Origin of the sequence: Bacillus sp. S3 (assembly GCF_005154805.1) — a bacterium.
Classification (GTDB): Bacteria; Bacillota; Bacilli; order Bacillales; family Cytobacillaceae; genus Neobacillus.
This window is the reverse complement of sequence record NZ_CP039727.1, coordinates 5,330,927-5,356,968: the sequence shown is the minus strand read 5'-3', so window position 1 is coordinate 5,356,968 and position 26,042 is coordinate 5,330,927. Positions and strand designations below refer to the sequence as shown.

22 protein-coding genes are annotated in these 26,042 nt (G+C 44.0%); 17 read left to right on the top strand and 5 right to left on the bottom strand.

The window, feature by feature from the left end:
• The first annotated feature begins 18 nt into the window (after positions 1 to 18).
• From FAY30_RS25540 to FAY30_RS25530, 3 genes are all read left to right on the top strand, one after another.
• The gene (locus FAY30_RS25540; protein ID WP_223820853.1) at positions 19 to 1,770 is read left to right on the top strand and encodes a L,D-transpeptidase family protein; all 1,752 of its coding nucleotides are present in this window, start codon (positions 19 to 21) and stop codon (positions 1,768 to 1,770) included.
• Between the two features lie 409 nt (positions 1,771 to 2,179).
• On the top strand, positions 2,180 to 3,340 hold the full coding sequence (locus tag FAY30_RS25535) for a ParM/StbA family protein (RefSeq protein WP_149872474.1): 1,161 nt from the start codon (positions 2,180 to 2,182) through the stop codon (positions 3,338 to 3,340).
• Positions 3,341 to 3,356: 16 nt separating this feature from the next.
• On the top strand, positions 3,357 to 3,959 hold the full coding sequence (locus FAY30_RS25530; RefSeq protein ID WP_149872473.1) for a hypothetical protein: 603 nt from the start codon (positions 3,357 to 3,359) through the stop codon (positions 3,957 to 3,959).
• Positions 3,960 to 4,040: 81 nt separating this feature from the next.
• Here the strand turns inward: FAY30_RS25530 and FAY30_RS25525 are convergent, their stop codons facing one another.
• Positions 4,041 to 4,166 (bottom strand): DUF4023 domain-containing protein, encoded by a 126-nt coding sequence (locus tag FAY30_RS25525; RefSeq protein ID WP_149872472.1) that lies wholly within the window; start codon positions 4,164 to 4,166, stop codon positions 4,041 to 4,043.
• 153 nt (positions 4,167 to 4,319) lie between these two features.
• On the bottom strand, positions 4,320 to 5,702 hold the full coding sequence (gdhA, locus tag FAY30_RS25520; RefSeq protein ID WP_149872471.1) for an NADP-specific glutamate dehydrogenase: 1,383 nt from the start codon (positions 5,700 to 5,702) through the stop codon (positions 4,320 to 4,322).
• 167 nt (positions 5,703 to 5,869) lie between these two features.
• On the opposite strand from gdhA, the gene FAY30_RS25515 reads away from it, so the two are divergent.
• From FAY30_RS25515 to FAY30_RS25505, 3 genes are all read left to right on the top strand, one after another.
• Entirely contained in the window at positions 5,870 to 6,787 is a 918-nt protein-coding gene (locus FAY30_RS25515; RefSeq protein WP_149872470.1) for a glutamate biosynthesis transcriptional regulator GltC, read from the top strand.
• Between the two features lie 194 nt (positions 6,788 to 6,981).
• Positions 6,982 to 8,586: an FMN-binding glutamate synthase family protein gene (locus FAY30_RS25510; protein ID WP_149872469.1), complete on the top strand. Its 1,605-nt coding sequence runs from the start codon at positions 6,982 to 6,984 to the stop codon at positions 8,584 to 8,586.
• 166 nt (positions 8,587 to 8,752) lie between these two features.
• Positions 8,753 to 9,616, top strand: coding sequence for a phosphotransferase (locus FAY30_RS25505; RefSeq protein ID WP_149872468.1), 864 nt, complete (start codon positions 8,753 to 8,755; stop codon positions 9,614 to 9,616).
• Positions 9,617 to 9,648: 32 nt separating this feature from the next.
• Here FAY30_RS25505 and pepT read toward each other — a convergent pair whose 3' ends face one another.
• On the bottom strand, positions 9,649 to 10,881 hold the full coding sequence (gene pepT / locus FAY30_RS25500) for a peptidase T (protein ID WP_149872467.1): 1,233 nt from the start codon (positions 10,879 to 10,881) through the stop codon (positions 9,649 to 9,651).
• A gap of 442 nt (positions 10,882 to 11,323) precedes the next feature.
• Positions 11,324 to 12,358 carry a nuclease-related domain-containing protein gene (locus FAY30_RS25495; protein WP_223820852.1) on the bottom strand — a complete coding sequence of 345 codons (1,035 nt, stop codon included), beginning with the start codon at positions 12,356 to 12,358 and terminating at the stop codon, positions 11,324 to 11,326.
• Positions 12,359 to 12,507: 149 nt separating this feature from the next.
• On the opposite strand from FAY30_RS25495, the gene FAY30_RS25490 reads away from it, so the two are divergent.
• From FAY30_RS25490 to FAY30_RS25475, 4 genes are read left to right on the top strand one after another with little or no spacing between them, the layout of a single operon-like run.
• Positions 12,508 to 13,131 (top strand): TetR/AcrR family transcriptional regulator, encoded by a 624-nt coding sequence (locus FAY30_RS25490; RefSeq protein WP_149872466.1) that lies wholly within the window; start codon positions 12,508 to 12,510, stop codon positions 13,129 to 13,131.
• Between the two features lie 14 nt (positions 13,132 to 13,145).
• Entirely contained in the window at positions 13,146 to 14,036 is an 891-nt protein-coding gene (locus FAY30_RS25485; RefSeq protein ID WP_149872465.1) for an ABC transporter ATP-binding protein, read from the top strand.
• A complete protein-coding gene (locus tag FAY30_RS25480) occupies positions 14,033 to 14,833 on the top strand; it encodes an ABC transporter permease subunit (RefSeq protein ID WP_317845674.1) in 801 nt (266 codons plus the stop codon). The genes FAY30_RS25485 and FAY30_RS25480 overlap by 4 nt, the downstream gene beginning before the upstream one ends.
• 17 nt (positions 14,834 to 14,850) lie before the next feature.
• Positions 14,851 to 15,648 carry an ABC transporter permease subunit gene (locus FAY30_RS25475; RefSeq protein WP_149872464.1) on the top strand — a complete coding sequence of 266 codons (798 nt, stop codon included), beginning with the start codon at positions 14,851 to 14,853 and terminating at the stop codon, positions 15,646 to 15,648.
• A gap of 26 nt (positions 15,649 to 15,674) precedes the next feature.
• Here FAY30_RS25475 and FAY30_RS25470 read toward each other — a convergent pair whose 3' ends face one another.
• A complete protein-coding gene (locus FAY30_RS25470; protein ID WP_149872463.1) occupies positions 15,675 to 16,376 on the bottom strand; it encodes a hypothetical protein in 702 nt (233 codons plus the stop codon).
• Positions 16,377 to 16,502: 126 nt separating this feature from the next.
• Here FAY30_RS25470 and FAY30_RS25465 point away from each other — a divergent pair, with 126 nt between their 5' ends.
• The 7 genes from FAY30_RS25465 (at position 16,503) to FAY30_RS25435 (ending at position 25,943) form a co-directional block, all read left to right on the top strand.
• Complete coding sequence (locus FAY30_RS25465; protein ID WP_149872462.1) at positions 16,503 to 17,243, top strand: gluconate 2-dehydrogenase subunit 3 family protein; 741 nt, start codon at positions 16,503 to 16,505, stop codon at positions 17,241 to 17,243.
• Positions 17,244 to 17,462: 219 nt separating this feature from the next.
• On the top strand, positions 17,463 to 19,178 hold the full coding sequence (locus tag FAY30_RS25460; protein WP_149872461.1) for a GMC family oxidoreductase: 1,716 nt from the start codon (positions 17,463 to 17,465) through the stop codon (positions 19,176 to 19,178).
• A gap of 78 nt (positions 19,179 to 19,256) precedes the next feature.
• Positions 19,257 to 19,607 (top strand): ASCH domain-containing protein, encoded by a 351-nt coding sequence (locus tag FAY30_RS25455; RefSeq protein ID WP_149872460.1) that lies wholly within the window; start codon positions 19,257 to 19,259, stop codon positions 19,605 to 19,607.
• Positions 19,608 to 19,744: 137 nt separating this feature from the next.
• Entirely contained in the window at positions 19,745 to 21,475 is a 1,731-nt protein-coding gene (locus FAY30_RS25450) for an ABC transporter ATP-binding protein (RefSeq protein WP_149872459.1), read from the top strand.
• Complete coding sequence (locus FAY30_RS25445) at positions 21,476 to 23,326, top strand: ABC transporter ATP-binding protein (protein WP_149872458.1); 1,851 nt, start codon at positions 21,476 to 21,478, stop codon at positions 23,324 to 23,326.
• 157 nt (positions 23,327 to 23,483) lie between these two features.
• Entirely contained in the window at positions 23,484 to 24,557 is a 1,074-nt protein-coding gene (locus tag FAY30_RS25440; RefSeq protein ID WP_223820851.1) for a cell wall-binding repeat-containing protein, read from the top strand.
• A gap of 180 nt (positions 24,558 to 24,737) precedes the next feature.
• Positions 24,738 to 25,943, top strand: a complete 1,206-nt coding sequence (locus tag FAY30_RS25435; RefSeq protein ID WP_149872457.1) for an MFS transporter — start codon at positions 24,738 to 24,740, stop codon at positions 25,941 to 25,943.
• Positions 25,944 to 26,042 lie beyond the last annotated feature (99 nt).

The following is a 26,042-nucleotide window of genomic DNA, read 5'->3' as shown; positions in this document are numbered from 1 at the left end:
CATAATGGGGAGATGAATATGAAAAAATTAACGATTGTTTTTGTCCTAATATTTAGCATCTTTTTCTTTAATGTACCAACGGATGCAGCTGGTAGTTCACAATTACTAGTCATCAACAAAAAAATCAATACACTCGCTTATTATGATGGCGGGAAGTTGATTAAAACCTTTAAGGTGGCAACGGGCAGATCTAGAGATCTAACCCCGGAAGGCACATTTAGAATTGTGAATAAGATTGTCAATCGTCCGTATTATACGGGTAAGATTCCCGGCGGTGATCCGCGTAACCCATTAGGTGACAGATGGATGGGGCTCGAGGCAAGAGGTACATATGGTACCACATATGGAATACATGGAAATGCGAATGAAAGTTCCATAGGTAAATATATTAGTTCAGGTTGTGTACGCATGCACAACGAAGAAGTACGCTGGCTTTACAGCCAAATCCAGGTGTACACACCAGTTATCATTACCTGGTCTGATAGCAGCTTTGATGCAATTGCCAAAGCAAATGGATATTCGGTCAGCACAAACGGCTGGGTACTGGCTGACGGGAAATGGTATTTTTATGCCAATGGTGTAGCGAAAACAGGCTGGCTTTCTACTGGTGGAGTATGGTATTACCTTGATGGCTCCGGTGTCATGAAAACCGGCTGGGTATTAGATAATGGTAAATGGTATTATCTTGAAAAAAGCGGTGCGATGAAAACCGGCTGGTTGTTAACCGGCGGAAAATGGTACTATCTTGAAAAATCAGGCACAATGAAAACCGGCTGGCTTTTCAACGGAGGTAAATGGTACTTCCTAGACAATAGTGGCGCAATGAAAACGGGCTGGTTAGCAAATGGAGGCAAATGGTACTTCCTTGAAAACAGCGGCGCGATGAAAACCGGTTGGTTAGCAAATGGAGGCAAATGGTATTTCCTAGATAACAGCGGCGCGATGAAAACAGGCTGGCTAAACGATGGAGAGAAAAAATATTTCCTAGATAACAGTGGAGCCATGAAAACCGGCTGGGCAGCAATTGATGGAAAATGGTATTACTTCTATCCAAGCGGCTCTATGGCTGTAAATACAGTCATTGACGGCTGGGAAGTCGGTCCAGATGGCGTATGGATTGTTCCAGTCCCTGCTCCAGTTACAGATCCAGTTGAATATGTTGCTTTAGGTGATTCTTTAGCAGCCGGGATGACTCCTCTAGGGGGAGATGGTCCAGGTTACCCTGATTTTATAGCTGAAAAATTCAAAGAATCCAACGAAACCTATGATTTAAGGGATTTTGATAACTTTGGAGTTTCAGGCTTTACAACTACTCATGTAATTGAACAGCTGAAAAACGTTGAAGTACAAAAGGAAATTAAAGAAGCTACACATTTAACGATTGATATTGGTGCAAATGATCTGCTCCCTGTGATCCAAACGAATGCAGCACAAGCACCGGCAGCGATTGCTGAGGCAGCGAAAAACATAAACATAATTTTAGGCACCATTGATCAATTAAATCCAACGGTCAAGGTGTATGTGATGGGCTACTATAACCCATACCCATATATTCAAGATGCGGGGCAGAAAGTTCAATTAGACCAATTATTACAAGGATTTAACGCCCAGATTCAAGCACAGGCAGCTCAACATGGCGATACATTTGTCGCTACAGATACACTAATTGCAAGCAAGTTCCAAGAGTATCTTCCAAACCCGGCTAATATCCACTTAAGCTTAACAGGATATCAGGCAGTAGCTGGTGAGTTCTGGAAGGTCATGAAATAGGTGAATAAATAACTAGTAACATAGTAAATAGAGACATCTAAAAAAGGGTGTCTCTCTTTTTTTGCAGTGCTGATTGAAGCGAATATTTATGAAACATTTGTAATATATCAGAGATGTAAACATTATTGTACACTTGTTTACATTTCGTATACTTCTTGTCTACAAATGCGTTTACATGTTTACAAAAATGTGTACATCCCGTCACAACAGCATGTTTACGAGCTTGTCATCGATGTATACATAAATGTAAACATTATGGTCGAAGTTTACAAAATGTTTACTGTTTTACACTTTCATATCTTTTCTATTTGCCTCATTGAACAATCTACTAATCTCCTATAGCCTTTAATAAAGGGACTTAATAATCTACTTTAAAAATAAATCTATTAAATGAAAAGGAATGATGTTTATGACTAAATCCAGAGTTGCCGCAATTGATGTAGGGAATGACTCTATTAAGGCCATTTTCGGAGAATTAGAGTATGAATTGAATATTCCTAACATTATCGCAAGAGACACCGAGGACCGACCGGTAATCGGGATTGAAGAGCTCGATGATAAGAATCCATTGGACGGCATCCATGTTAAGGTACACTCCCCTGCCTTGAAAGAAAATAATGTGATTTACCGTGTCGGCAACTTAGCCACCAAAAGCAATAATGCCACTGAATTAGACCCTGGCAGCAGCAAATCTGAGGAAGACCAAACACTCATTATGCTTTTTACAACACTGGCATTGGATGCGGTTAAACAAAAAAGTTTCCCGCGCGCCAAAAATGTCATTGATGCCAGCTACACACTTGGAACTGGCCTCCCCCTTCGTGAGGTAAAGGAAGGCAAGGATGCGGGATATCGCTCGAAATTAGTCGGATCTGTCCATCAAGTTGAATTTTTGGTGACGCCAAAATACCAGGGCTTGAAAGTAAATATTAAATTTAATGAAGTAAAGGTGTATCCTGAAGGTTTCGCCGCTTACATAAATTTGGTGATGGACAATAATCTAAAAATCATCAATAAGGATTTAATTGATAAGCGTATCTTAATTCAAGATATCGGCGGTTTATCAACTGATATTGCGGTTATTAAAAATCGCAATGTCGATGATGATAAGGCCCAAGGATTTAACCTTGGTGTCTCGGAATCGTTAGAGGCCATTCGCGAAGAAATTAGAACGAAGCACGGCGTGGAACTGGACAGCCGCCGCGATGTAGTCGAAATTATTACCAGAAAAAATGATCGCAACCACATCATGGTAAAAGGAAGCAGGACAAGCGTTCACGATATTACCGACCGCATTCTCTTAGATTTAGCGAAAAAACAATATCGATTACTACGCAATGTATGGCAGAGGAACTCGCAAACGGAAATTTGTTATTTTGTTGGCGGCGGTGCCCATGTCCTAAAGGATTATCTTAAAACAATCAATAACAATTTGGATGGCTATAATATCGAATTCTTTGAGGATGATAAGGAAAGTATTTGGATGATGGCTAATGCTTATTATAAACTCGTCACAGATTTTGTCAGACGAACGGAGAAACCAAAAGCGACTGCACCGGTTAAAAGTTAAATTAAGGTGATGTGTGATGATGAAGCCTGCAGCAAATGAAATTAAAAGAGGCCAAGCCCTATCCTTTCGTGTCCCATCAGATACTCCGGACCATATTATAAAACAGCTGCAAAAATTAAAAGAAACAGAACGGCGAAATTTCTCCAGTAAAATTGCCGAGTTTGTGCTGCAGGGGGTGAACCATTCTTTTTCCAGGGAGAAAGAATCGATCACCATTCCGCTTCCTCAAAATTTAACAAAAGCCCAGCGGGACTGGCTCAAGCATGAACACTCAGAGGCATTGTTAGGAAGTATTGTCTATCAACTGATTTCCGACCCTGTCCGTTCCACCGCATTACTGGCAGCAATGAACAGCAACTCGGTCGATATCGATGAGGCGTTATATCTCCAGGAGGAAGTATTTCCCGCGGAACTGGCTGTATCCCTCGATGAGGAAATAGGCAGCCGGCAGGAGCCAGCTGAGACGCTTAAAATCGATGTGGATGGCGAAGACGATCTCGACGGGTTTGATTGGGAAAGCGTGAGGCAGAAAGATGAGCCCGCAGTGGAAGAAAATCAGGAAGAAGAACTGGATATCGACGACCTGCTGGGCGGATTTTTGGCGAAGATGAATAAATAAAAAACGAACCCCGTCTGATAAAAGACGGGGTTCGTTGCGATTACTTTCTAATGGAGAAATTTTGTTTTTTCCTTATCGAGTTTAATGCTTATGATTCGGCAATTTTTTGCCAGGGTGATTGTCTCCCTGATGTTCCCGATTTTTCCTGTCCTTTTCTTGGTTTTCCTTCAGTTTTTCTACATATTCGTGGGTGCTTTTGTTGTCCATTTCGCAAAACCTCCTTGATAAGTGAAACCAATGTTAATGTAACCTGTGGGTTTAGAAAACATGCAGAAATAAAAAAATCTCCATAGAAGGAGATTTTTTAATAAATTCAACTTTAAGAATTGTCCAGCTCTAGCGCCCTAGCGCTTTTCAAATTTATATAACGCCTTGTGCGATCATGGCGTTAGCTACTTTTGTGAATCCGGCGATGTTGGCACCGACTACCAGGTTGCCAGGGAAGCCGTATTCTTCAGAAGCTTTTACGCTGTTTTGGTAAATATTAATCATGATTTGGTGGAGTTTGGCGTCCACTTCCTCAAATGTCCAAGACAAGCGTTGGCTGTTTTGAGCCATTTCTAGAGCTGAAACAGCTACACCGCCGGCATTTGCCGCTTTACCAGGGCCAAACAACACTTCGCTGTTAAGGAAAATATCGACAGCTGCTAAGGTTGAAGGCATGTTGGCACCTTCGCCAACCGCTTTTACGCCGTTGGATACAAGAATCTTTGCTGACGTTTCATCAATTTCATTTTGGGTTGCACAAGGTAAGGCGATGTCACACGGAATCGACCAAATCCCTGAGCATCCTTCGAAATATTGGGCTTGCGGGTGGTAATTAACATACTCGCTGATTCTTTTCCGCTCAACTTCTTTAATTTGTTTAACGGTCTCTAAATTAATGCCGTTATCATCATAGATATACCCGTTGGAATCACTGCAGGCCACAACCTTGGCGCCGAACTGGGTTGCTTTTTCCATCGCATAAATAGACACATTACCTGAACCGGATACAACGACCGTACTGCCGCAGAAGCTCAGTCCTTGGTCCTTTAACATTTCCTCAACAAAGTAAACTGTACCGTAACCGGTTGCCTCGGTGCGGGCTAAGCTGCCGCCGTAGCCTAGTCCTTTACCTGTTAATACCCCTGCTTCGAATCCGCCGCGGATTTTTTTATACTGGCCAAACATGAAGCCGATTTCTCTGGCACCAACACCGATATCCCCTGCCGGCACATCGACATCTGGACCAATATGACGGTAAAGCTCTGTCATAAAACTTTGGCAGAAGCGCATGATTTCGTTGTCTGATTTTCCCTTTGGATCGAAATCGGAGCCGCCTTTTCCGCCGCCAATTGGCTGACCAGTTAAAGAGTTTTTAAAAATCTGCTCAAATCCTAAAAATTTGATAATGCTGGCATTTACCGACGGATGGAAGCGCAAGCCGCCTTTATAAGGTCCGATGGCGCTGTTGAATTGCACGCGGAAGCCGCGGTTTACCTGCACCTTACCGGAATCATCCACCCAGGGAACACGGAAGGTGATAACTCTTTCTGGTTCAACGATTCTTTCAAGGATCCCCTGCTCGATATATGATGGGTGTTTCGCGAAAACGGGCACAAGTGAATCAAAAATTTCCTTCACTGCTTGATGAAATTCACTTTCAAACGCATTGCGGTTTTTCACCGTCTCGAACACAGTATTTACATAATCCCTTGCTGCCTTTGATCCTGATTGTTTTACATCTTCAATTGTTTGCATGGAATTCACTCCTTTTGAAAAATAAGCTAAATGAACAGTATATATAGACTGAATATTTCTTCACCTTAGTATTGTTTTATTTTATAATTGATAAATAATCTAAGCAATACGAAAAATAGATAAGATTGATGCCGGAAATAGATGAATAAAAAACGAGGTGGAAATGGGTGGAGTTAAGACAGATTCATTATTTTATTGAGGTTGCAAAAAGGGAGCATGTAACGGAGGCTGCCCATGCCCTGCATGTGGCCCAATCGGCAGTGAGCAGGCAGATTGTTAATTTGGAGGCGGAATTAGGGGTTGATTTGTTTATCCGCGAAGGCCGGAATGTCAAATTGACACCAATCGGCAGTTTGTTTTTAGAACAGATGCAGCAGGCGATGAAGCTGATTGATAATGCGAAACGGGAGGTGGAGGAATTTTTAGATCCTGAGAAGGGAACGATTCGGATTGGCTTCCCCAGCAGCCTGGCGGCATACACCTTGCCGACGGCCGTTTCAGCCTTCCGTGAGCGCTATCCTCATGTGAAATTTCAGCTCAATCAAGGTTCCTACCAATCCTTAATTGATGGTGTGATAAAGGGAGAATTTAACCTTGCCCTCCTTGGTCCGGTGCCGAAAAAGGAGAAGAAAATCCGTGGAAGAACATTATTTACTGAAAAAATCGTTGCCTTATTGCCTGCCACCCATCCCCTTGCTAAAAAGCGGGTAATAACATTAGCTGAATTACGGGAAGATTCCTTTGTTCTTTTTCCAAAAGGCTTCATCTTAAGGGAAATTATTGTCGATGCCTGCAGCCAGCTTGGCTTTGAACCGCAGGTGTCGTTTGAGGGGGAGGACATTGATGCCATTAAAGGCTTGGTGTCTGCAGGTCTTGGCGTGACGCTTATTCCGGAAATTACCTTAATAGACAGCCTGCCGCGGTCGACGGTAAAAATTCCGATTACAGAACCGGAAGTAACGAGGACAGTCGGTGTGATCATCCCAAATGAGCGCGAGCTGCTGCCGACGGAGAAGCTGTTTTTCGAGTTCCTCGGGGAATTTTTCAGTATTCTCGACCGTTATCAGTTTGAAGAAAGCTGGTGAGGGCTGGTTCCTTTCGTTTGACGGTAGGACCAGCTGTAGGAAAACAAGATGACGAGAGTGTAAATTAATAGGATATAAACATCCCCATCATACATAAGTATTAATGAAGAGGATGCAATCAGGGCGAACCAATTGATTGCACACCTGTTTGGTCAAATGATGGGGGCCTGCCCTCGTAATAGGGAGGATTCGCGATGTTATCGACGATTCTGATCATTCTATTGATTGTCTTTATTGGTGGCCCGCTTTGCTTTTTTCTCTGGCTGCGGAATTTAGCCAAAAAGCCGCAGCATTCCATTATTCGAGCCTATCCCTATTTTGGCTGGATTCGCTATGTTCTAGAAATGATGGGTCCAAAACTCAGACAATACTGGTTTGACGATGATAATGGGGCAAGGCCATTTTCACGTTCCGATTATTTAGGGATTGTTTTTTCAGCAAAATACCGCACTGATTTGATTAGCTTTGGTTCTAAGCGGGACTTTGAGCAGCCGGGCTATTATATTGCAAATAGCTTGTTTCCTCTTTTGGCAGAGGAATTGAAGGTCGAAAATCAAGAGAAGGTCCATGCAGCAAAGTATAAAATTGACCACGAAGGCCTGTTTACCCGAAGGGAACAGCTTGTAGAGGACCAGATTTCCCGGTGGTTATTTCCCGAGGAAGACAGCATTGTCGTCGGGCCGGAAAGAAAGGAACCGTGGAGGCTCAAGGGACCTTTTGGGGCATCGGCCACCTCCTATGGCTCGGTAGGTGAAAACTTTATTCTCGCCACCGGAAGTGGCTGTCAAATGGCTGGCGGCTCCTGGCTAAATACAGGAGAAGGCGGCATTGCACCGGAGCATTTACATAGCGGGGCAGATGTAGTGGCGCAAATCGGACCCGGTCTTTTTGGCTTTCGTGACCATGAAGGGAATTTTTCACTTGAGGAATTTAGGCAAAAAGCGGGGCAGCCTGCCATCAAGGCGTTCGAGCTTAAGTTCGGGCAAGGGGCAAAAATTCAAGGCGGACATCTTGAAGGTGCGAAGGTCACGGCAAAGGTCGCGAGTATTCGCAAGGTAAAAGAGGGTCAAACAATTATTTCGCCTAATCGATTTTCCTTTTTGCGAAATGCCGATGACACGTTAATGTTTATCAAGCGGCTGCAGGATGTGGGCGGTAAACCGGTTGGCATCAAAATCGTTGTCGGCGGTCAAAGCCAATTGGATGACCTTTTCACGGCAATCAGAAGGCTCCAAATCTATCCCGACTTTATTACGGTTGATGGCTCTGAGGGCGGCTCGGGCGCAACCTATAAGGCCATGGCAGATACGATGGGGCTTCCTCTATATCCTGCGTTAATTGCCGCTGTGGATAAGGCTCATGAGTACGGGGTTCGCAGCAAGATCCGGATCTTTGCCTCGGGGAAATTAATTTCAGCAGATAAAATTGCGATTGCCCTCGCCCTCGGCGCCGATGCGGTCAACTCCGCACGAGGCTTTATGATTGCGGGCGGCTGCATCATGGCATTGCAGTGCCATACAGGCAAATGCCCGGCGGGAGTGACGACCACTGATCCAAAACATCAAGAGGCGCTCGTGCCTGAGGAAAAGAAATGGCGGGTTATGAATTACATCATTAATGTCCGGCAAGGGCTTTTTGCTCTGGCGGCTGCTTGCGGGCTGGATTCTCCCCGTAAATTTACCCGCGACCATATTGTTTTTAAAACGGCAGATGGCCAGATGAAAAGGCTCTCGGAACTATTTCCCCAGCCTGATTCGACCGTGGAGTCCCAGTGGCATAAATCGGAAGAGCGTGACTAACTTGCGAGAATGGTTAATTAGCATTATATTCATAGGGGAAACTATATGAAATTAGTAAGATAGGAATAGGTGGTGAGGTTTTACGAAGCTGCCAACAAATATTGTCCTTGCCGACGGCATATTAAATGAAGCGTGTCTTGTAAAAAGGGAAATCCTCTATAAGGGGATGAACGGCAGGCTGATTGAACGATTCTATTTGTCCCCCACTGCAAGTTTTATTTTTAAACCGTTAACAAATAATCGCCAATTAGGTAAAGAGGTGTGGGTCCATGAACACATCTTATCCTCCTTCCCAGCTATTTTTCCAAAAATAATCTCCTATTCGCTAAATGATGTTCCTGAACTTAATTGGATGATTCTTGAGGATCTTGGCCCATTGGTGCATGATTTTCATGTGGATAGTGTAATAGGTGTGGTGAAATGGATGGCCTGGTGGCATTCCCTGCCGATTGAAAAATGGGGCAATGTTCCGAGCGCTGGCCTGAAACCGCCCTTTCCAGACGTTGCGGCCGATATTTGTGTTAGGAAGAAGGAAATCCTGCAATTATTGCCAATGCTTGGGCTTGAACAAGATGGGATCGATGAGCTCTATGCCCTGCTTGATCAAGCGGTTTTGACGGAGAAGCTGGTGTTATCTCACGGTGACTTACATGCTGGGAATTTTGCAGTCGCGAAGGATAAGCTAATGATTTTGGACTGGGAGCATGCCCATTTAAATACACCCTACTGGGATTTGTACCATTTGATTGATATGTTACACCCCCTTTTTCCGAAAAAAATAACTGCCCCATTTCGCGAGCGGATTTTGTCCGTGTATCTTGATCAGGTAGAATATGAGGTTGATAGGGATGTGTTCGTAAAAGAGTATTATTTATTCGCAGCAGTGTTTTCGATGTGGATGCTCCTGCTGATTCAAAAGGATTTACAGGGAAATGGCGGAAAATGGTCTGTTGATCAGCTGCGAGTACAGTTTGAGGAGACGGCCGCGAGTCTTAAGCAGTGTGTGGCGTCACTATTTGGAAAAAGCTAACCCCTGTCGTTTGGAACTGGGGTTAGCATTTTTTATGCCTTTTGTTCGGTTAACTTGATAATTTCAATAATTGTATTCGTTGCTTTAATCATATTATCAACGGAAATAAATTCAAATTTACCGTGGAAGTTCTCGCCGCCGGTAAAAATATTCGGTGTGGGCAGTCCCATGTATGAAAGCTGAGAGCCGTCGGTGCCGCCGCGGATGGGCTTGGTAATTGGCTCGATGTCCAGGCTTACCATTGCTTCGTGGGCAATGTCAACAATTTCCTTCACCGGCTCGATTTTTTCCTTCATGTTGTAATATTGGTCATTTAGATCAAGCAGGATGTTGTCATCGCCATATTTTTCTTTGAGGCCGTTCACGATGGCCTCGAGGTTGGCCTTGCGGGCATTGAATTTCTCCCTGTCATGGTCCCTGATGATATAGTTTAGATTTGTTTGTTCGACATCACCATTGAAGGAAAGCAAATGATAGAAGCCTTCATATCCTTCGGTGTGCTCCGGTACCTCTTGTGCTGGCAGTTTGCTATGTAATCCCATTGCAATCGTCATAGAATTGACCATTTTGTCTTTTGCAGAGCCTGGGTGAATATTGTTGCCTTTAATGGTAATTTTGGCTCCTGCTGCGTTAAAGCTTTCGTATTCCAGTTCCCCTAGCGGACCTCCGTCAACGGTGTAGGCATAGCTGGCGTTGAAGGCCGCAACGTCGAACTTATGTGGCCCGCGGCCAATTTCCTCATCCGGCGTGAACGCAACGCGGACCTTACCGTGCTGAATTTCCGGATGTTGGATCAGGTAGGCCATCGCGGTCATGATTTCAGTGACACCGGCCTTGTTGTCGGCGCCAAGCAGCGTCGTGCCGTCAGTTGTGATTAGCGTATGTCCTTTGTAGTCGGGCAGACTTGGAAAGTCTTTTGGCGACAGAATAACCTTCAGTGCTTCGTTAAGGACAACTTCACCGCCATCATAGTTTTCGACAAGTTGCGGGTTGACGTTTTTGCCGGTGAAATCGGTGGCGGTGTCAACGTGGGAAAGGAAGCCGATGGTGGGTACGGATTTGTTGGTGTTGGACGGCAGTGTCGCCATCAAATACCCATTGTCATCCAGTGTGACTTCCTCCATGCCAATTTGCTTTAATTCTGTTTCCAGCATGCGCAGCAGCGTCCACTGTCCTTCAGTCGATGGACAAGTCTCGCTGCTTTCATCCGACTGCGTATCCACTCTCACATAGGAAGTAAATCTTTCAATGAGCTCATTTTTCAATTCACTGCACTCCCCTTTTTGTTTTACTTACATAAATATCATATCACTATGAGAGAGCGGTTACACGTTTTTCAAAAGTGATTGATGTTAATCAGCGGATAACGAACGCCAATTAGCGGATAAGGGAATTCAATCAGCGGATAACGATCTTCAATTGGCGGATAACGCGTTTCAATCAGCGAAAGGCAATACAATTAGCGGATAACGTACGCCAATCAGCGGATAAGGGAATTTAATTAGCGGATAACAATCTTCAATTGGCGGATAACGCGTTTCAATCAGCGAAAAGCAATACAATTAGCGGATAACGTACGCCAATCAGCGGATAAGGGAATTTAATTAGCGGATAACAATCTTCAATTGGCGGATAACGCGTTTCAATCAGCGAAAAGCAAAACAATCAGCGGATAACGCACGCCAATCATCGAAAACTAAGAAGCAATTACCTATTTAAGATAAAACCCTTATTTTGATTGAGAATGACTTTAGCTAAATCCATTTTATATTCCCTGTAGCGGTATTCACCTTCCTCTATCAAATTCAGACTTTGCATAATTCGTTTAGCGGTATGAATATCATCCACCTGTAAAAACCACCGGCACTCTCGATTTGTAATCGTTTGCTTAAAGATCAAAAACCATTCCAGCAAAGCTTGCTGATGTGCGAGGTGATCGGTCGCCTTGCAATATTGGCATTCCCAGGTTCGTGGGAGCTTGATCATCCCGAAACGTCCGCATGTCTTGCACTGCACCCCAGGTTGAAAATCCCTAAATGGTATCTTATATGTCTCACAAATCGGTTTCGGAATAAAAGACTGGTGGCTGTTGAGAAGTTCAGCAGAAAGCCAGTTGAAAGTTTCATCATCCAACTTTTTCTCTGTACGGGGGATACCTTTAATAAAAGAGGGAATCAAGTAAGGGTATAACAGTGTTGTCTTAAGAGGAGGAACGGCGACAATTTGCTTCGGATAAGCAAGGACAACTGCTCCGTAAATGGGAATCCGAATGTTACGGCTCTGTAACCAAACTTCCAAGCATTCGTCATTTCGTTCTAACTGGACGATGGGGCTTTCAAAGCCATCTTTATGTCCGTCCTCCCGCGTGCGGATTAACTGATGAGGATTTTCTTTAAACTCTAGGACGCCGCCAATATTTTTAACCTCTAATATAACAACATACCAGGGCGTCAACACATTAGTGTCCATTTGGAACTTTTCGTCCGATGAGGGGGACACATCGTGGAGAATGTGGTTGTCAAACAGTAATGTTTTATTTCTGAGGACTTCTGCGACCCTTTCTTCACCGCCAATTCCAGCCTCTATTTGCGCTTGCTTGGCTGCAAGTACAGACTGAATCGGGTGTCCGCTTGATAACCGCGGCCCTGCCGCTTGTAATCCGGCTAACTTCAATGAGTAATCTCTGTTTTTCAACGTATTAATGTTCTTCCACCTCCATAAAATATAACCTTCTTCCTGCATCGTAGCACACTCCAAGCCGCACGACTACACTGTTCAAATTATTGTAAAAAATATAGATTGACCACTATTGACCGATGGGGTCAACGGGAATATAATAACGCCATAAACATTGACCGTGGTGGTCAAAATCAAGAGGGAGGCCTGTCTCGGTGTTCGCAAAGTTTCTCAACTTAGATAAGGAAAAACAAGATCGAATCATCAATGCCGCAATCAAGGAATTTGCCCAGAAGGGATATGATCAGGCATCGACAAATGAAATGGTGAAAGAAGCGGGGATTTCAAAGGGATTGCTGTTTCATTATTTTGGAAATAAGAAGCAGATGTTCCTTTTTCTGTTTGACTATTGTTATGAACTGATTGCCGAAGAGTTTTATCGAAAAATCAACCTAACTGAAAAAGATTTCTTCGCAAGAATACGGCAGGCGGTTATCATCAAAATGGAACTGCTGACGACCCATCCGGATCTCTTTAGATTTATTGAAGGGGCTTATCTAGAAGATTCAGCCGCAGTGAAAATAGAAGTAGACAAAAAGATAAAGGAACTAAATGATATCAATATTGGAAAAGTCTATGAGGGCATTGATTTTTCAAAATTCCGTGATGATATGGATGTTAAAAAGGCCATAAAAATTATTACGTGGACCTTTGAAAAAATGAGTGAAGAGGAGTTTTTGAAGGCAAAGCTATCGCCGGCACATCATATTGATTATCAAAACGTATTTGAAGAAGCAGAAGACTACTTTGAAATTTTAACTAAAGCTTTTTATAAATAAGGGGGTTCGCCGCGATGAATGTGATCGAAATTAAAAACCTAACAAAAACGTACGGCAAGGCAAGAGGAATCACCGATATCAGCTTCCATGTCGAGGAGGGAGAGATTTTTGGCTTTATTGGGCCAAACGGTGCCGGTAAATCAACAACCATCCGAACACTGTTATCGCTGATCTATCCTACCAGCGGCAGTGCCGCGATTTTTGGCAAGGATTGCATTCAATTTGCCCCGGAAATAAAGAAGGAAATTGGCTACCTGCCATCGGAAGTTTTTTATTATGACAATATGAAGGTAAAGGACCTATTAAAATACACAGCTAGTTTTTATAAAAAGGATTGCAGTAAAAGAATCAAAGAATTAGCAGAAATTATGGACCTCGACCTCAATAAAAAAATCGATGACCTTTCACTGGGAAATAAAAAGAAGGTCGGGATTGTTCAGGGGCTGCTTCATGAGCCGAAACTCATCATCCTCGATGAACCGACGAGCGGGCTTGATCCGCTGATGCAGCAAAAATTCTTTGAATTACTAGAGCAGGAGAATCAGAAAGGGGCGACCATTCTCTTTTCGTCGCATATTCTCAGTGAGGTGCAAAGACTGTGCAACCGCGTGGCCATCATTAAAGAAGGCAAGATTGTGACTGTTGAAAAGATTAGTACGTTGCAAGAAAACAACTATAAAAAGTTTAAAATCGAAACGAAATCACCGCTTGCCCCGGGCTACTTCGATCACAGCGGCGTCAACAATCTAACCGTGAACGGCAATACGACGAGCTTTATTTTTAAAGGAGATATAAATGATATGATGAAACGAATTGCGGAGATTGAAATCGCCAATCTGTGGATTGAAGAGCCGGACCTTGAGGAGATCTTTTTGCATTATTATGAAAAGGAGCCTGGGAAATGATGAATATCTTTATTCATGAAATGAAGGCATATCGGAAATCGACGATTGTTTGGTCCATTTCCTTAATCATGCTGATCATTCTTTTTATGTCGTTCTATGTTTCTTTTTCAAAGGATGCAGCGGAGTTTACTAAAATACTAACTAGCTATCCGGAGGCAATTAGGCAAGCATTCGGAATCAATCTTGATCAATTCTTTTCGATTCTTGGCTTCTACTGCTATCCGCTTTCGATCATTACTCTTTGCGGGGCCATTCAAGCGATGAATCTGGGTACAGGAATCGTCAGTAAAGAGGTGCTGGAAAAAACAGCGGATTTTCTGTTAACGAAGCCAGTTACGCGCACGCAAATCTTAACGGCAAAGCTGTTGGCAGCCCTCGTCTCCATTGTCATCACGTTTATTGTTTATTTTGCGGCGGCAGGAATAACCGCTTCCGTGGTCAAGACAGAGGACTTTAGCATGGAAATCTTCTTCTTATTATCGCTGACGCTGCTGTTGGTGCAGGTGATGTTTCTGGCAATAGGAATCATCATTTCAGTCATTGTTCCCCGGATTAAATCGGTGTTAACCGTGTCGCTTGCAACCGTCTTTGGTTTTTACTTTTTGGGCATGCTGAGTAGCACATCTGGTGAGGAAGCGAAGAGATATCTATCACCATTTAAATATTTTGATACCGCCTATATTATGAAACACTCAGGCTTTGAAACACCGTTTTTGCTAGCAGGAGCGGTAATTGTCTGTGGTGCCATTCTCGCCAGTTATTTCGTCTATACCAAGAAGGATATTCATGCGGTTTAAGCTAAGGGGGTTTAGACATGAACGTTTTTTTAAAAGAATGGAAGTCACACCGTAAATCGCTCATCTTTTGGTGTATTGGCGTCTTTCTTATGGTGGCATCGGGAATGGGGAAATATGAAGCATATAGGTCTTCGGGTCAATCGATGAAGGAGCTGCTCGCAGATATGCCCAAGTCATTAGCGGCAGTACTGGGTTTTAATGATCTGGATGTATCGACGGCGAGCGGCTATTTTGGATTATTGTTTCTTTATTTACTGCTCATGGCCACCATTCATGCAACGATGCTTGGGGCCACCGTCATTGCGAAAGAAGAGCGAGACAAAACATCGGAGTTTTTATTCGTTAAGCCTGTGTCACGGAATCAAATTATTAGCGCCAAACTAGCGGCTGCGTTTGTAAACATTGTCATTTTTAATCTGGTAACCTTTGCCTCGTCCGTCATTTTAATGGGGAAATACTCAGGTGGCGAGGAGGTAACTAGCGATGTCGCCATTACGATGGCGGGAATGTTCATTTTACAGGTATTGTTTATGGTTATCGGCAGTGCCCTTGCTGCCGTAAAAAAGAAACCAAAAAAAGCGGCTTCACAAGCAACGGCCATCCTTTTGTTCACGTACGTGCTTTCTGTTGCGATTGATTTAAATGGACATATAGAAGGATTGAAGTATGTAACCCCGTTTAAATATTTTGAAGCAAAAAATGTCATGTACGGAGGCGGTCTCGATGGTGTTTTTGTGGGTATTTCAGTTGTATTGATTGCAGCTCTGACCTATGTAACGTACGCTTCTTATCAAAAAAGAGATTTAAACGTGTAAAAAAGACCGGGCAGCTGCTCGGTCTTTTATTTTTCTCTGGACATTTTGATAAGTGTAAGAATATCGCTTGATAACGAGGAATAGTTTGGCGCATCTGATTTGATATTGGATTTAATGCCGTCAATAAGCGGCAATGCCTTTGGGTTTGTGATCGTTAAAATTTGAACCTGGCCGTTAAAAGCTTTGTTCATCAATTCTTTAGCGTGGTCCAAATTATCATCCGTATTCAATTTGGATGGGTCTACCCCTTTTTGCTCCCCTTTGCCTGAGAGTCCGGCTGTATTGGATAACACTTTGTTTTGCATCTCATCGTAACGGGTGGAGGTCGTTTCCGGCTGTGCTCTTGCTAAGATAATGGTGTCATCCAGAACAAATACTTTGATCCCCGGAATCCCTTCTCCAGAAAGTCGTGATTCCAGATGGGAGGAAATTCCTCCATCATGGAGGCTTGAGCTGCCAATCATGCTGTAGACATTCGTTCCCACGCCATTTGTGGTTTGATTCTTTGCATTTGTTGTTTGTTTCTTCGCACGATCAACACTTGGAATGACGTCTGGTGAGCTTGTTTTTGTACCATGTACTTGGCCATTTCCCTTCGTATTGAGCGACTTTTCATGTAAGTTTTCTGCCGCCCCCACCCTATTTTCCCCTTGCTGAGCTGAGCATGCAGAAAGAATAAGTAATGCCGTTAATATTGGTGCACCACAGATTTTCCATTTTATTTTCATATTTTTTCCTCCTTTTCTACTGTCAGTGTCTCCTTTTATTTTAGAAGTATGAGTGGTTTATTTTGGGAACATAATAAGGCGAAGTAATTTTTCCATTATGGTTAAAAACATCTGGAGGTGCACACAGTGGTTGAAGAGAACAAAGAAAATCCAGAAAAAGAGAAGTTATCACGAAGGAAATTTATTCGTAACACCAGCTATACAGTAGGAGGTCTCGCAATCGGCGGGGTACTGGGAAGCATTATCCCCTTAGGGAGTGCAAAGAAGAAAAAAGAAGAAAAGGCTGCTAATTTTAATCAAGCCCTTATGTATTTTACACCTGAACAATTTCGGGTAGTCGAGGCAGCATCGGAACGGATTTTTCCAAAGGACGATCATGGCCCAGGGGCAAAAGAATTGGGTGTCGCCTTTTTTATTGACCATCAATTAGCTGGAAACTGGGGGACGAATGCCCGTGATTATATGCAGCCGCCCTTTTTTCAAGGAGAAAAAACACAGGGCTTCCAAGGCAGGCTCACTCGGCGGGATATTTTTGATATCGGCATCCGTGAACTTCAGAACCATAGTAAGGCCGTCTATAAGAAGGATTTCACTGAACTAAAAGGGAAGGAAAAGGATGCTGTCCTGACAGACTTTGAAGGGGATAAGGTAAACATCACGACGATTTCCCCAAGCGGGTTTTTCCAAATGCTGCGGAGTGTCACGATAGAAGGTGCATACAGTGACCCGCTCTACGGCGGAAATAAAAATATGGATGGCTGGAAGATGAAAAACTATCCGGGCAGCCAAATGGCCTATGCGGATATTATTGATAAGAAATTTAAGAAGGTTAAGCCGCAAAGTCTGCAAAATCATATGAATCATTAGAAAAGCGGAAGCGCCTTCGGAACAAGCCAGCTTGTTCCTGCGAGGATTATTCAAGGAGCTTTCCTTGATGCACAGGGGCGACAGGCATAAGACGAGCCGGCGAGAAGGTTGCTTTTTAACCTTCTTGACGGATTGGCTGTAGACCTCAGAGCCCCTAGGCGCTGGAGCTAGACATAGAAAAGCGGAAGCTAAATTATTTTTTAATAAGAAGGTGAAAGTATGGCGAGAAAGTTGCCTAAAGTTGATGTGGTCATTGTAGGTGTTGGCTGGGCTGGCGGAATTATTGCCTCAGAGCTGACGAAACAGGGTCTAAAAGTAGTGGGCTTGGAGAGAGGAAAAGAAAGAAAGACAGAAGATTACTTTATGGTCCATGATGAACTGCGCTATGCCCTGCGTTACGAGATGATGCAGGACCTTTCGAAGGATACGATAACGTTTAGAGGAAATGAAAAAATCCGTGCCCTGCCGATGCGGTCATATGGCTCATTCCTGCTTGGTGATGGATTAGGCGGCTCCGGAGTCCACTGGAATGGGCAGACATTCCGCTTTTTGCCGTACGATTTTGAAATCTATAGCAAAACAGTTGAGAAATATGGAAAAGATAAGATTCCAGCCGACATGGCCCTGCAGGATTGGGGGATCACCTATGATCAGTTGGAGCCCTATTTTGATAAATTTGAAAAAACGGCTGGGATATCAGGGGAAGAGAATCCGCTTGGTGGAAAACGCTCGAGTAAGTACCCAACACCGCCGATGAAAAAGTCACCTCCGCTGGAGATGTTTGAAAAGGCGACGAAAAAACTAAAGCTCCATCCGTATATGCTGCCGTCTGCCAATTTGTCAGAATCGTATACGAATCCGGACGGAATCAAACGGGCTGCCTGCCAATATTGCGGTTACTGCGAGCGCTTTGGCTGCGAGTTTGGAGCGAAGGCTGACCCTGTCGTTACGGTTATTCCTGTTGCCAATAAAACAGGTAATTTTGAAATTAGAACTCATTCGAATGTACGAAGGGTTTTAAAGACTGGAAACCAAGTAACCGGTGTGATGTATACCGATGTCACGACTGGTGAAGAGATTGAGCAGCCTGCAGATATTGTTGTATTAACAAGCTATGTATTCAATAATACCCGCCTGCTGTTAACATCAGGTGTAGGGAGACCGTACGACCCTGATACGGGAACAGGTGTTATTGGGAAAAATTATGCCTATCAGGTCATCAAAGGAGCCGCAACAGGATTTTTCAATGATAAAGAATTTAATACATTTGCTGGTGCCGGGGCACTTGGAATGGTGATTGATGACTACAATGGGGATAATTTTGACCATACCAACCTTAATTTTATTCATGGCGGAATGATTTCACTTACCCAAACAGGACTGCGGCCAATTCAAAATAACGCGGTTCCTGGAGGAACACCAACTTGGGGGAAGGACTTCAAGGAGAAGTCCATCAAATATGCCAACCGCTATTTATCTGTCGCTTCCCAAGGGTCTTCCATGCCATTTAAACGGCATTTCCTGGACCTTGATCCAACATACAAGGATGCATATGGCGACCCGTTAATGCGCATTACCTTTGACTTTGAAGAACAAGACCGCCAGCTGGCTAAGTTTCTTGCAGATAAATGTGCCGGCATCTTAAAGGAAATGGGTGCAGACCACATCGATTCACTAAAAGAGCTCGGACCATATGAAATTACAAGCTATCAATCGACACATAATACCGGCGGCGTTATCATGGGTGCTGATCCTGATACATCTGCAGTTAATAATTATTTGCAAATGTGGGATCACGATAACTTGTTTGTCATCGGAGCATCGGCATTCCCGCACAACTCCGGCTATAATCCGACAGATACAGTTGGTGCGCTGGCCTACCGTGCAGCCGAAGGGATTTTGAAGTACCATGAAAAAGGCGGACAGGTTGTGTAAGCGTTACGTTTAAATTGGATTTTACCATTATAAAAGTGTTAATATGGAAAAATAAACCGAAGTGGGGGAGAAACCAAAATGACAATTCAAAATGAAAACAATACATTACCGCCAAAAACTTGCTCGGTTGAGCGATTAGTAACAATGGAAGAGGATGTAAAGAAAGTCCTTGCCGGAGAAAAAACAGCTACGCGCCGAAATGGCAGATATGCTGATCCAGGCGAAATCATGACACTTGAAGGCCGCCAGTTCGAAGTGGAAAAGGTGTATTCACAAAGCTTAGGTGAGCTGACAGATGAGGATGCCCGCCGCGAGGGCTTTGAAACGGTGGAAGACTATAAGCAATCAATTTTAAGCATCCACCCGGGAATGCCTTGGCTGCCGCAAATGCGTGTCTGGGTTCACGAATTCCGCCCTGTCCAAGACTAATAAGAAGTATAGCTAATGGTCCATTTTGCGATGGGCCATTTTTTTATTTCAACAACCGAAATAATTGTTCATTGAGTTAAACAATTTTATAATATTTATAAAAGAATTGGCTGACAGTTTGAGGTGGTGGGCTAGATATGAAGTTCTTAGCAAAATACATAAAGAAATACTGGAAATCCTTTAGCATTGCCGTCCTGTTTCTTACCTTTGAGGCGATTAGTGATTTGATGCAGCCCACGATTATGGCGAAAATTATTGATGAAGGTGTAGCGCGCCGCGATATTCATACGGTCTTAAAACTAGGCGGCCTGATGCTAGCCATTACGGCCTTCGGGGCACTGAGCGCCAGTACCAGAAGTGTAATGGCCAGTATTGTCTCACAAAATTTCGGCACAGAGCTTAGGGCAGATTTATTTAAAAAGGTACAAACCCTTTCATTTAAACAACTTGACCGGTTTGACCGCGCATCGTTAATTACCCGCCTGACAAACGATGTCACCCAGGTGCAGGTGTTTGTGAACGGGCTGATGCGGATATTTGTGAAAGCGCCGCTGCTCGCGATTGGCGGTCTTGTTATGGCGGTGCGGTTAAACCTGCACTTATCGATCGTATTAGCGGTTGTTGTACCGATCGTCGCCCTGTTTATCGTCCTTAATTTACGCTTGGGATTTCCCCTCTTCTCCAAGGTACAGAAGGCATTAGACCGGGTAAACGGTGTTATGCGTGAATACCTGTCAGGTGTCCGTGTCGTCAAAGCATTCAATCGCTTTGATGTGGAAATTGGCAAGTTTAGTGAGGCAAATCATCACTTTAAGGATCAATCGATCGCCGCGGGGCGCCTGATGGCCACCTTTAGCCCGTTAATTATGCTTACGGTGAATCTTGGCATTGTCGTTGTCTTGTGGATGGGCGGCTTAGGGGTTGATAACGGTACGATTCAGGTGGGCCATATCATTGCCTTTATCAACTATATGACGCAAATCCTTTTTTCCCTGATGATGATCTCGATGGTTTTTAATATGTTTGTCAGGGCAAAAGCCTCTGCTGGAAGAATTGACGAAGTATTTTCACAAGAGGATTTGCTTAGCTGGAACCAGGAGACCTCACCGCCGCCTCACGCTGGAAAGGGAAGAATTGAGTTTGAACAAGTCTCTTTTTCTTATGAAGGTATGAGCGGCGAGCCCATCTTAAAAAATATTAATCTTACCATTCTCCCCGGGGAAACCGTCGGCATTATCGGTTCAACCGGTTCAGGGAAAAGCACGTTAGTCGGACTGATTCCCCGCTTCTATGATGCCGTGAGCGGCACGATTAAAGTAGATGGTCAAGATATTAAAGAAGTTCATCCGAAAAAACTGCGGGAAAGAATCGCCATGGTGCCGCAAAAGAATATTTTATTTACCGGCAGTGTCGCTGACAATATCCGCTGGGGAAAAGAAGAAGCCACCGAGGAGGAAGTACACACTGCGGCGGCCATTGCCGGTGCCCATGACTTTATAGCGGCCTCACCGGAAGGCTATCAAACGGCCATTGGCCAGGGCGGAGTTAATTTTTCCGGCGGCCAGAAGCAGCGGATTTCGATTGCGAGAGCATTAGTGAAACAACCGGAAATTTTGATTTTAGATGATAGCACAAGCGCGGTTGATGTGGCCACCGAAGCAAAAATTAAAGCGGGATTGAAGAAATATGCCAAGGGGCTGACGTGCCTCTTGATTGCCCAGCGGATTACCTCCATCATGGATGCCAATAAGATTGTCGTCCTTGATGAGGGGGAACTCGCTGGAGTGGGAACCCATCAGGAATTACTCGTACATTGTAAGGTCTATCAAGAAATTTACCGATCCCAGATGGGCAAGGAGGTTTTGTAAATGTCGAAAGAAACGTCGAACAATCCCCCCACTCCACCGCCGCTAAGGCCTGGCGGAGCCCATCGGCTGCGAGGTCCGGTTGTCAAACCGAAAAACTTTAAAGGCACCTTGAAGCGTCTTTGGCACTATTTTGGCAACGAGCGAAAAATGCTGGCGTTAATCTTTTTCTTTATTGTGATCGATGCGGGCCTCATGCTCCTCGCCCCGTTTTTAATTGGGAAAGCCGTGGATGCGATGAGTCTTAATCCTAATGGGGTTCAATTTCACCTACTGGAAATCTTCATCATCGTTCTCATCTGTGCCTATGCCGCAGATGCTGTCCTTACCTTTTTACAAGGATGGCTGATGGCTGGTGTCGCTGGACGGGTTGTCAAACGTCTGCGGGATGCCCTGTTTACCAAGCTGCAAAAGATGCCGGTTTCCTTTTTCGACTCACGCACACATGGGGAGCTGATGAGCCGGCTGTCCAATGATATCGATAATGTCAGTAACACAATTTCCCAGTCGACAACGCAATTAATGTCCGGGGTGATGGTCATAGCAGGGTCATTAATCATGATGTTGATCATAAGTCCTGTGTTGACGCTGGCGAGCCTGATTACCGTACCGCTCGTTTTTCTATTGACGCGGACGATTGCCAAAAGAACAAGCGTCCTCTTTAAAAATCAACAGGTCGAGCTTGGCAAACTAAATGGTCATATCGAGGAAACGATTTCGGGGATTGAGGTTGTGAAGGCTTTTAATCATGAAGATATGGTCATCGATGAGTTCAATACAGTGAACAGTAAGCTTCGTGAGGTCGGCCTTAAGGCGCAAATTTGGTCAGGCTTTCTAATGCCGATCATGAACGTGATTAATAATCTGGGGTTCGCGATTGTGGCGGTCATTGGCGGCATCCTTGCCGTTAAGAGCTTGATTACCGTTGGTGCGATTGCCAGCTTTATTACTTACTCAAGGCAGTTTGTCAGGCCGCTGAATGATCTTGCCAACATTTTTAATATTCTCCAGTCAGGCGTTGCCGGTGCGGAGCGTGTCTTCGAAATCATTGATGAACAGGAAGAACCCAAAGATCGGCCAGAAGCGATTGCTTTGGAAAACCCGAAAGGTCATGTCGTTTTTGAAAATGTCAGCTTCGGCTACCGTCCGGATGTCTTAATTTTAAAAAATGTCAGCTTCGAGGCTGATATTGGCAGCAGTACCGCCCTTGTCGGACCAACAGGTGCGGGAAAAACGACCATTGTTAACCTGCTGACACGATTCTACGATGTGACAGAAGGCAGAATTCTGCTTGATGACCGGGACATTCGTGAATACACAAGGGATAGTTTAAGGAAGTGCTTTGGCTTTGTCCTTCAGGATACGTATTTATTTACAGGGACAATCAAAGAGAACATCAAATATGGCAATCCGGAGGCCAGTGATAGAGAAGTGGAACAGGCAGCGAAGATGGCGAATGCTGATGGGTTCATTAAACGGCTTCCAAACCAATATGAAACGATCCTCTCTGAAAATGGCGGCAATTTAAGTCAGGGACAGCGGCAGCTGCTGGCGATTGCCAGGGTCATTTTGGCTAGACCCGCCCTGCTGATCTTAGACGAGGCTACAAGCAGCATTGATACTAGAACAGAGCTTCATATTCAAGAAGCGCTGCTAACATTGATGGCCGAGCGTACGAGCTTCATCATCGCCCACCGTTTAAACACGATCCGCGATGCCGATGCCATCATGGTGATAGATCACGGGAAAATAATCGAAAAAGGCAGCCATGATGTGCTGATGGACAAACAAGGCCGATATTATCACATGTTTTTTAATCAGTTTAAAAATGTCGAACGGGCACTTGATGAGTAGGAAATAGTTCCTATGAAAATAGTTTGTAGAAAAATGCATGAAAATATTGTGGAAAATGGTAGTTTTATGTAAAATGAGATTACTACTTCTTAATTGTAAGCTAGCAATCTAGTTTATCTAGTCAGAGGTTCATTACATACTTTCTAGGAGGATTATCGTGAAAAGAATTATTGCACTATCCGGCTTTTTATTCCTTTTACTGATGACAGTGCTTCCAGCAGGCGTTTCACACGCGGCAACAGCAGCTGTTCAGTTAACGGGAATCTCTGTCGTTTTAGAAAACGGCAAAACAATCGACGCAATGAAGGTTGGCGACAACAGCTTTACTGCAAATTTAGTTGGCGACGTGGCGTTTGGCCAGCAAACCATCAAAAAGGTCGTTGTGAAATCTCCTACAGCAAAAACGATTGCAGTTCTTCCTCAAGATGATGAGGATTACACAGATGAATTGGATCTTCAATTTGTCAATGGTGAAGCAGTAATTGACGTTACTAAATTTAACAATTGGATGAACGGGTTATTTGAGACAGAGGGCGAGGACTATCCGTTTACGCTTGATTTAGTCAAGACGTTCTTTGTACCTTTAGCGTCTGAAGATTATTCAGACACAGAGTATAAAACAGGCTACTCATTCACTGGGTTTTTAGCTGATAAAGATGGCAATGAGTCTACTGCGACTTTAAAAGTTACGACGCAAGATTGGGTGAAAGTAGGAAACAATTGGAAATTCATTGATGACGCCGGACAATATTTAACTGGCTGGGGATTAATCGATGGTAAATGGTACTTAATTGGTGCGGATACTATCATGAAAACTGGCTGGCAGTATGTCGGCGGCAAATGGTACTTCCTTAATGCATCAGGTGCAATGCAAACAGGCTGGCAATATCTTGGCGGTAAATGGTACTTCCTTGATAACAATGGTGCAATGAAAACAGGCTGGGCATTTGTTGGCGGCAAATGGTATTTCCTTGATAACAGTGGTGCGATGAAGACTGGCTGGGCGAAGGTTGGCGGTAAATGGTACTTCTTAAAAGGAAATGGTGAAATGGCAACTGGCTGGGCATCTGTTGGCGGCAAGTGGTACTATCTTGATAACAGCGGTGCAATGAAGACTGGCTGGGTATTCGTTGGCGGCAAGTGGTACTACCTATACAACAGCGGTCAAATGGCAGCTAATACAAAAATCGGCACATACCGTATTGGTGCAGATGGAGCTTGGATCCAATAATGATAGAATGAGAGAATGCCTCGTGTATTCTCTCTTTTTTTATTATTTTTCAAAAGCGTAGTGACAAGTGTAAAGACACCTGATAGAATACTTTATGTTTAATAGTTTTCATCCCTTTACTTAAAAGAATAAATATTGGGGAATAATGTTAATAACTGTTACAGCATAGGGGGAGTCAGGATGGGAAATAAAAAGGAGCTATCAGAGCGGAAGCTGCTTGGTATTGCCGGAATGGGCTGGATGTTTGATGCGATGGATGTCGGAATGCTAAGCTTCATCATTGCTGCCTTAAAGGTAGAATGGGATTTAACGCCGGGACAGATGGGCTGGATCGGCAGTATCAATTCGATTGGCATGGCAGTCGGGGCACTGGTTTTTGGCCTCATGGCAGACAGAATTGGCAGGAAACATGTCTTTATTATTACATTACTTTTATTTTCATTGGGCAGTGGTGCATCGGCATTAACGACATCATTAGCAGCCTTTTTGGTGTTGCGATTTTTCATTGGAGCGGGCTTAGGCGGCGAACTGCCTGTTGCCTCCACACTCGTATCAGAAAGTGTTTCTGCTGAAAAGCGCGGCAGGATTGTTGTCCTGCTTGAAAGCTTTTGGGCTGTCGGCTGGTTAACGGCGGCTGTTATTTCATACTTTATTATCCCGAGATTTGGCTGGCAGATTGCCTTAGTAATCAGCGCGCTTCCGGCGCTCTATGCCTTGTACTTACGGATGGGACTGCCAGACTCACCGCGTTTTACGGCGGTCAAGGATAAGAATAAAATTTCCGCCATTGAAAGCATGAAGAAATTGTGGTCTAAAGAATACAGGCGCCCAACGGCGATGCTGTGGATTGTGTGGTTTTGTGTGGTCTTTTCTTATTACGGTATGTTCTTATGGCTGCCAAGTGTCATGATTATGAAAGGATTCAGCTTAATCAAAAGTTTTGAATATGTGTTGATAATGACACTTGCTCAGTTGCCGGGCTATTTTACTGCAGCATGGTTTATTGAAAAATTGGGCCGTAAGTTTGTTTTAGTCGTCTACCTAATTGGTACGGCCGTTAGTGCCTACTTCTTTGGAGTGGCAGAATCTACTGCCATGTTGATGACTGCAGGCATTCTGTTATCATTCTTTAATCTAGGCGCCTGGGGTGGTCTTTACGCCTATTCACCGGAACAATATCCGACAATCATCCGCGGAACAGGAACGGGTACGGCTGCCGCAATTGGCAGGGTTGGCGGGATTTTAGGGCCATTATTAGTTGGGAATCTTGTTGCCCAAAAGGTAGACATTTCGGCCATTTTTCTCATCTTTTGTATTTCTGTCCTAATTGGTGCATTCGCTGTCTTCTTTTTGGGAAAGGAAACGAAAAATAAGGAATTAGTGTAAATAGTGGAAGTGGGAGACCTCTGAATCGGGGGTCTCCTTTTTTTGTTGCGGGCGGGAGAATTTTATTTAGACAAAATAAATGAAAGGGAGAATCATTTT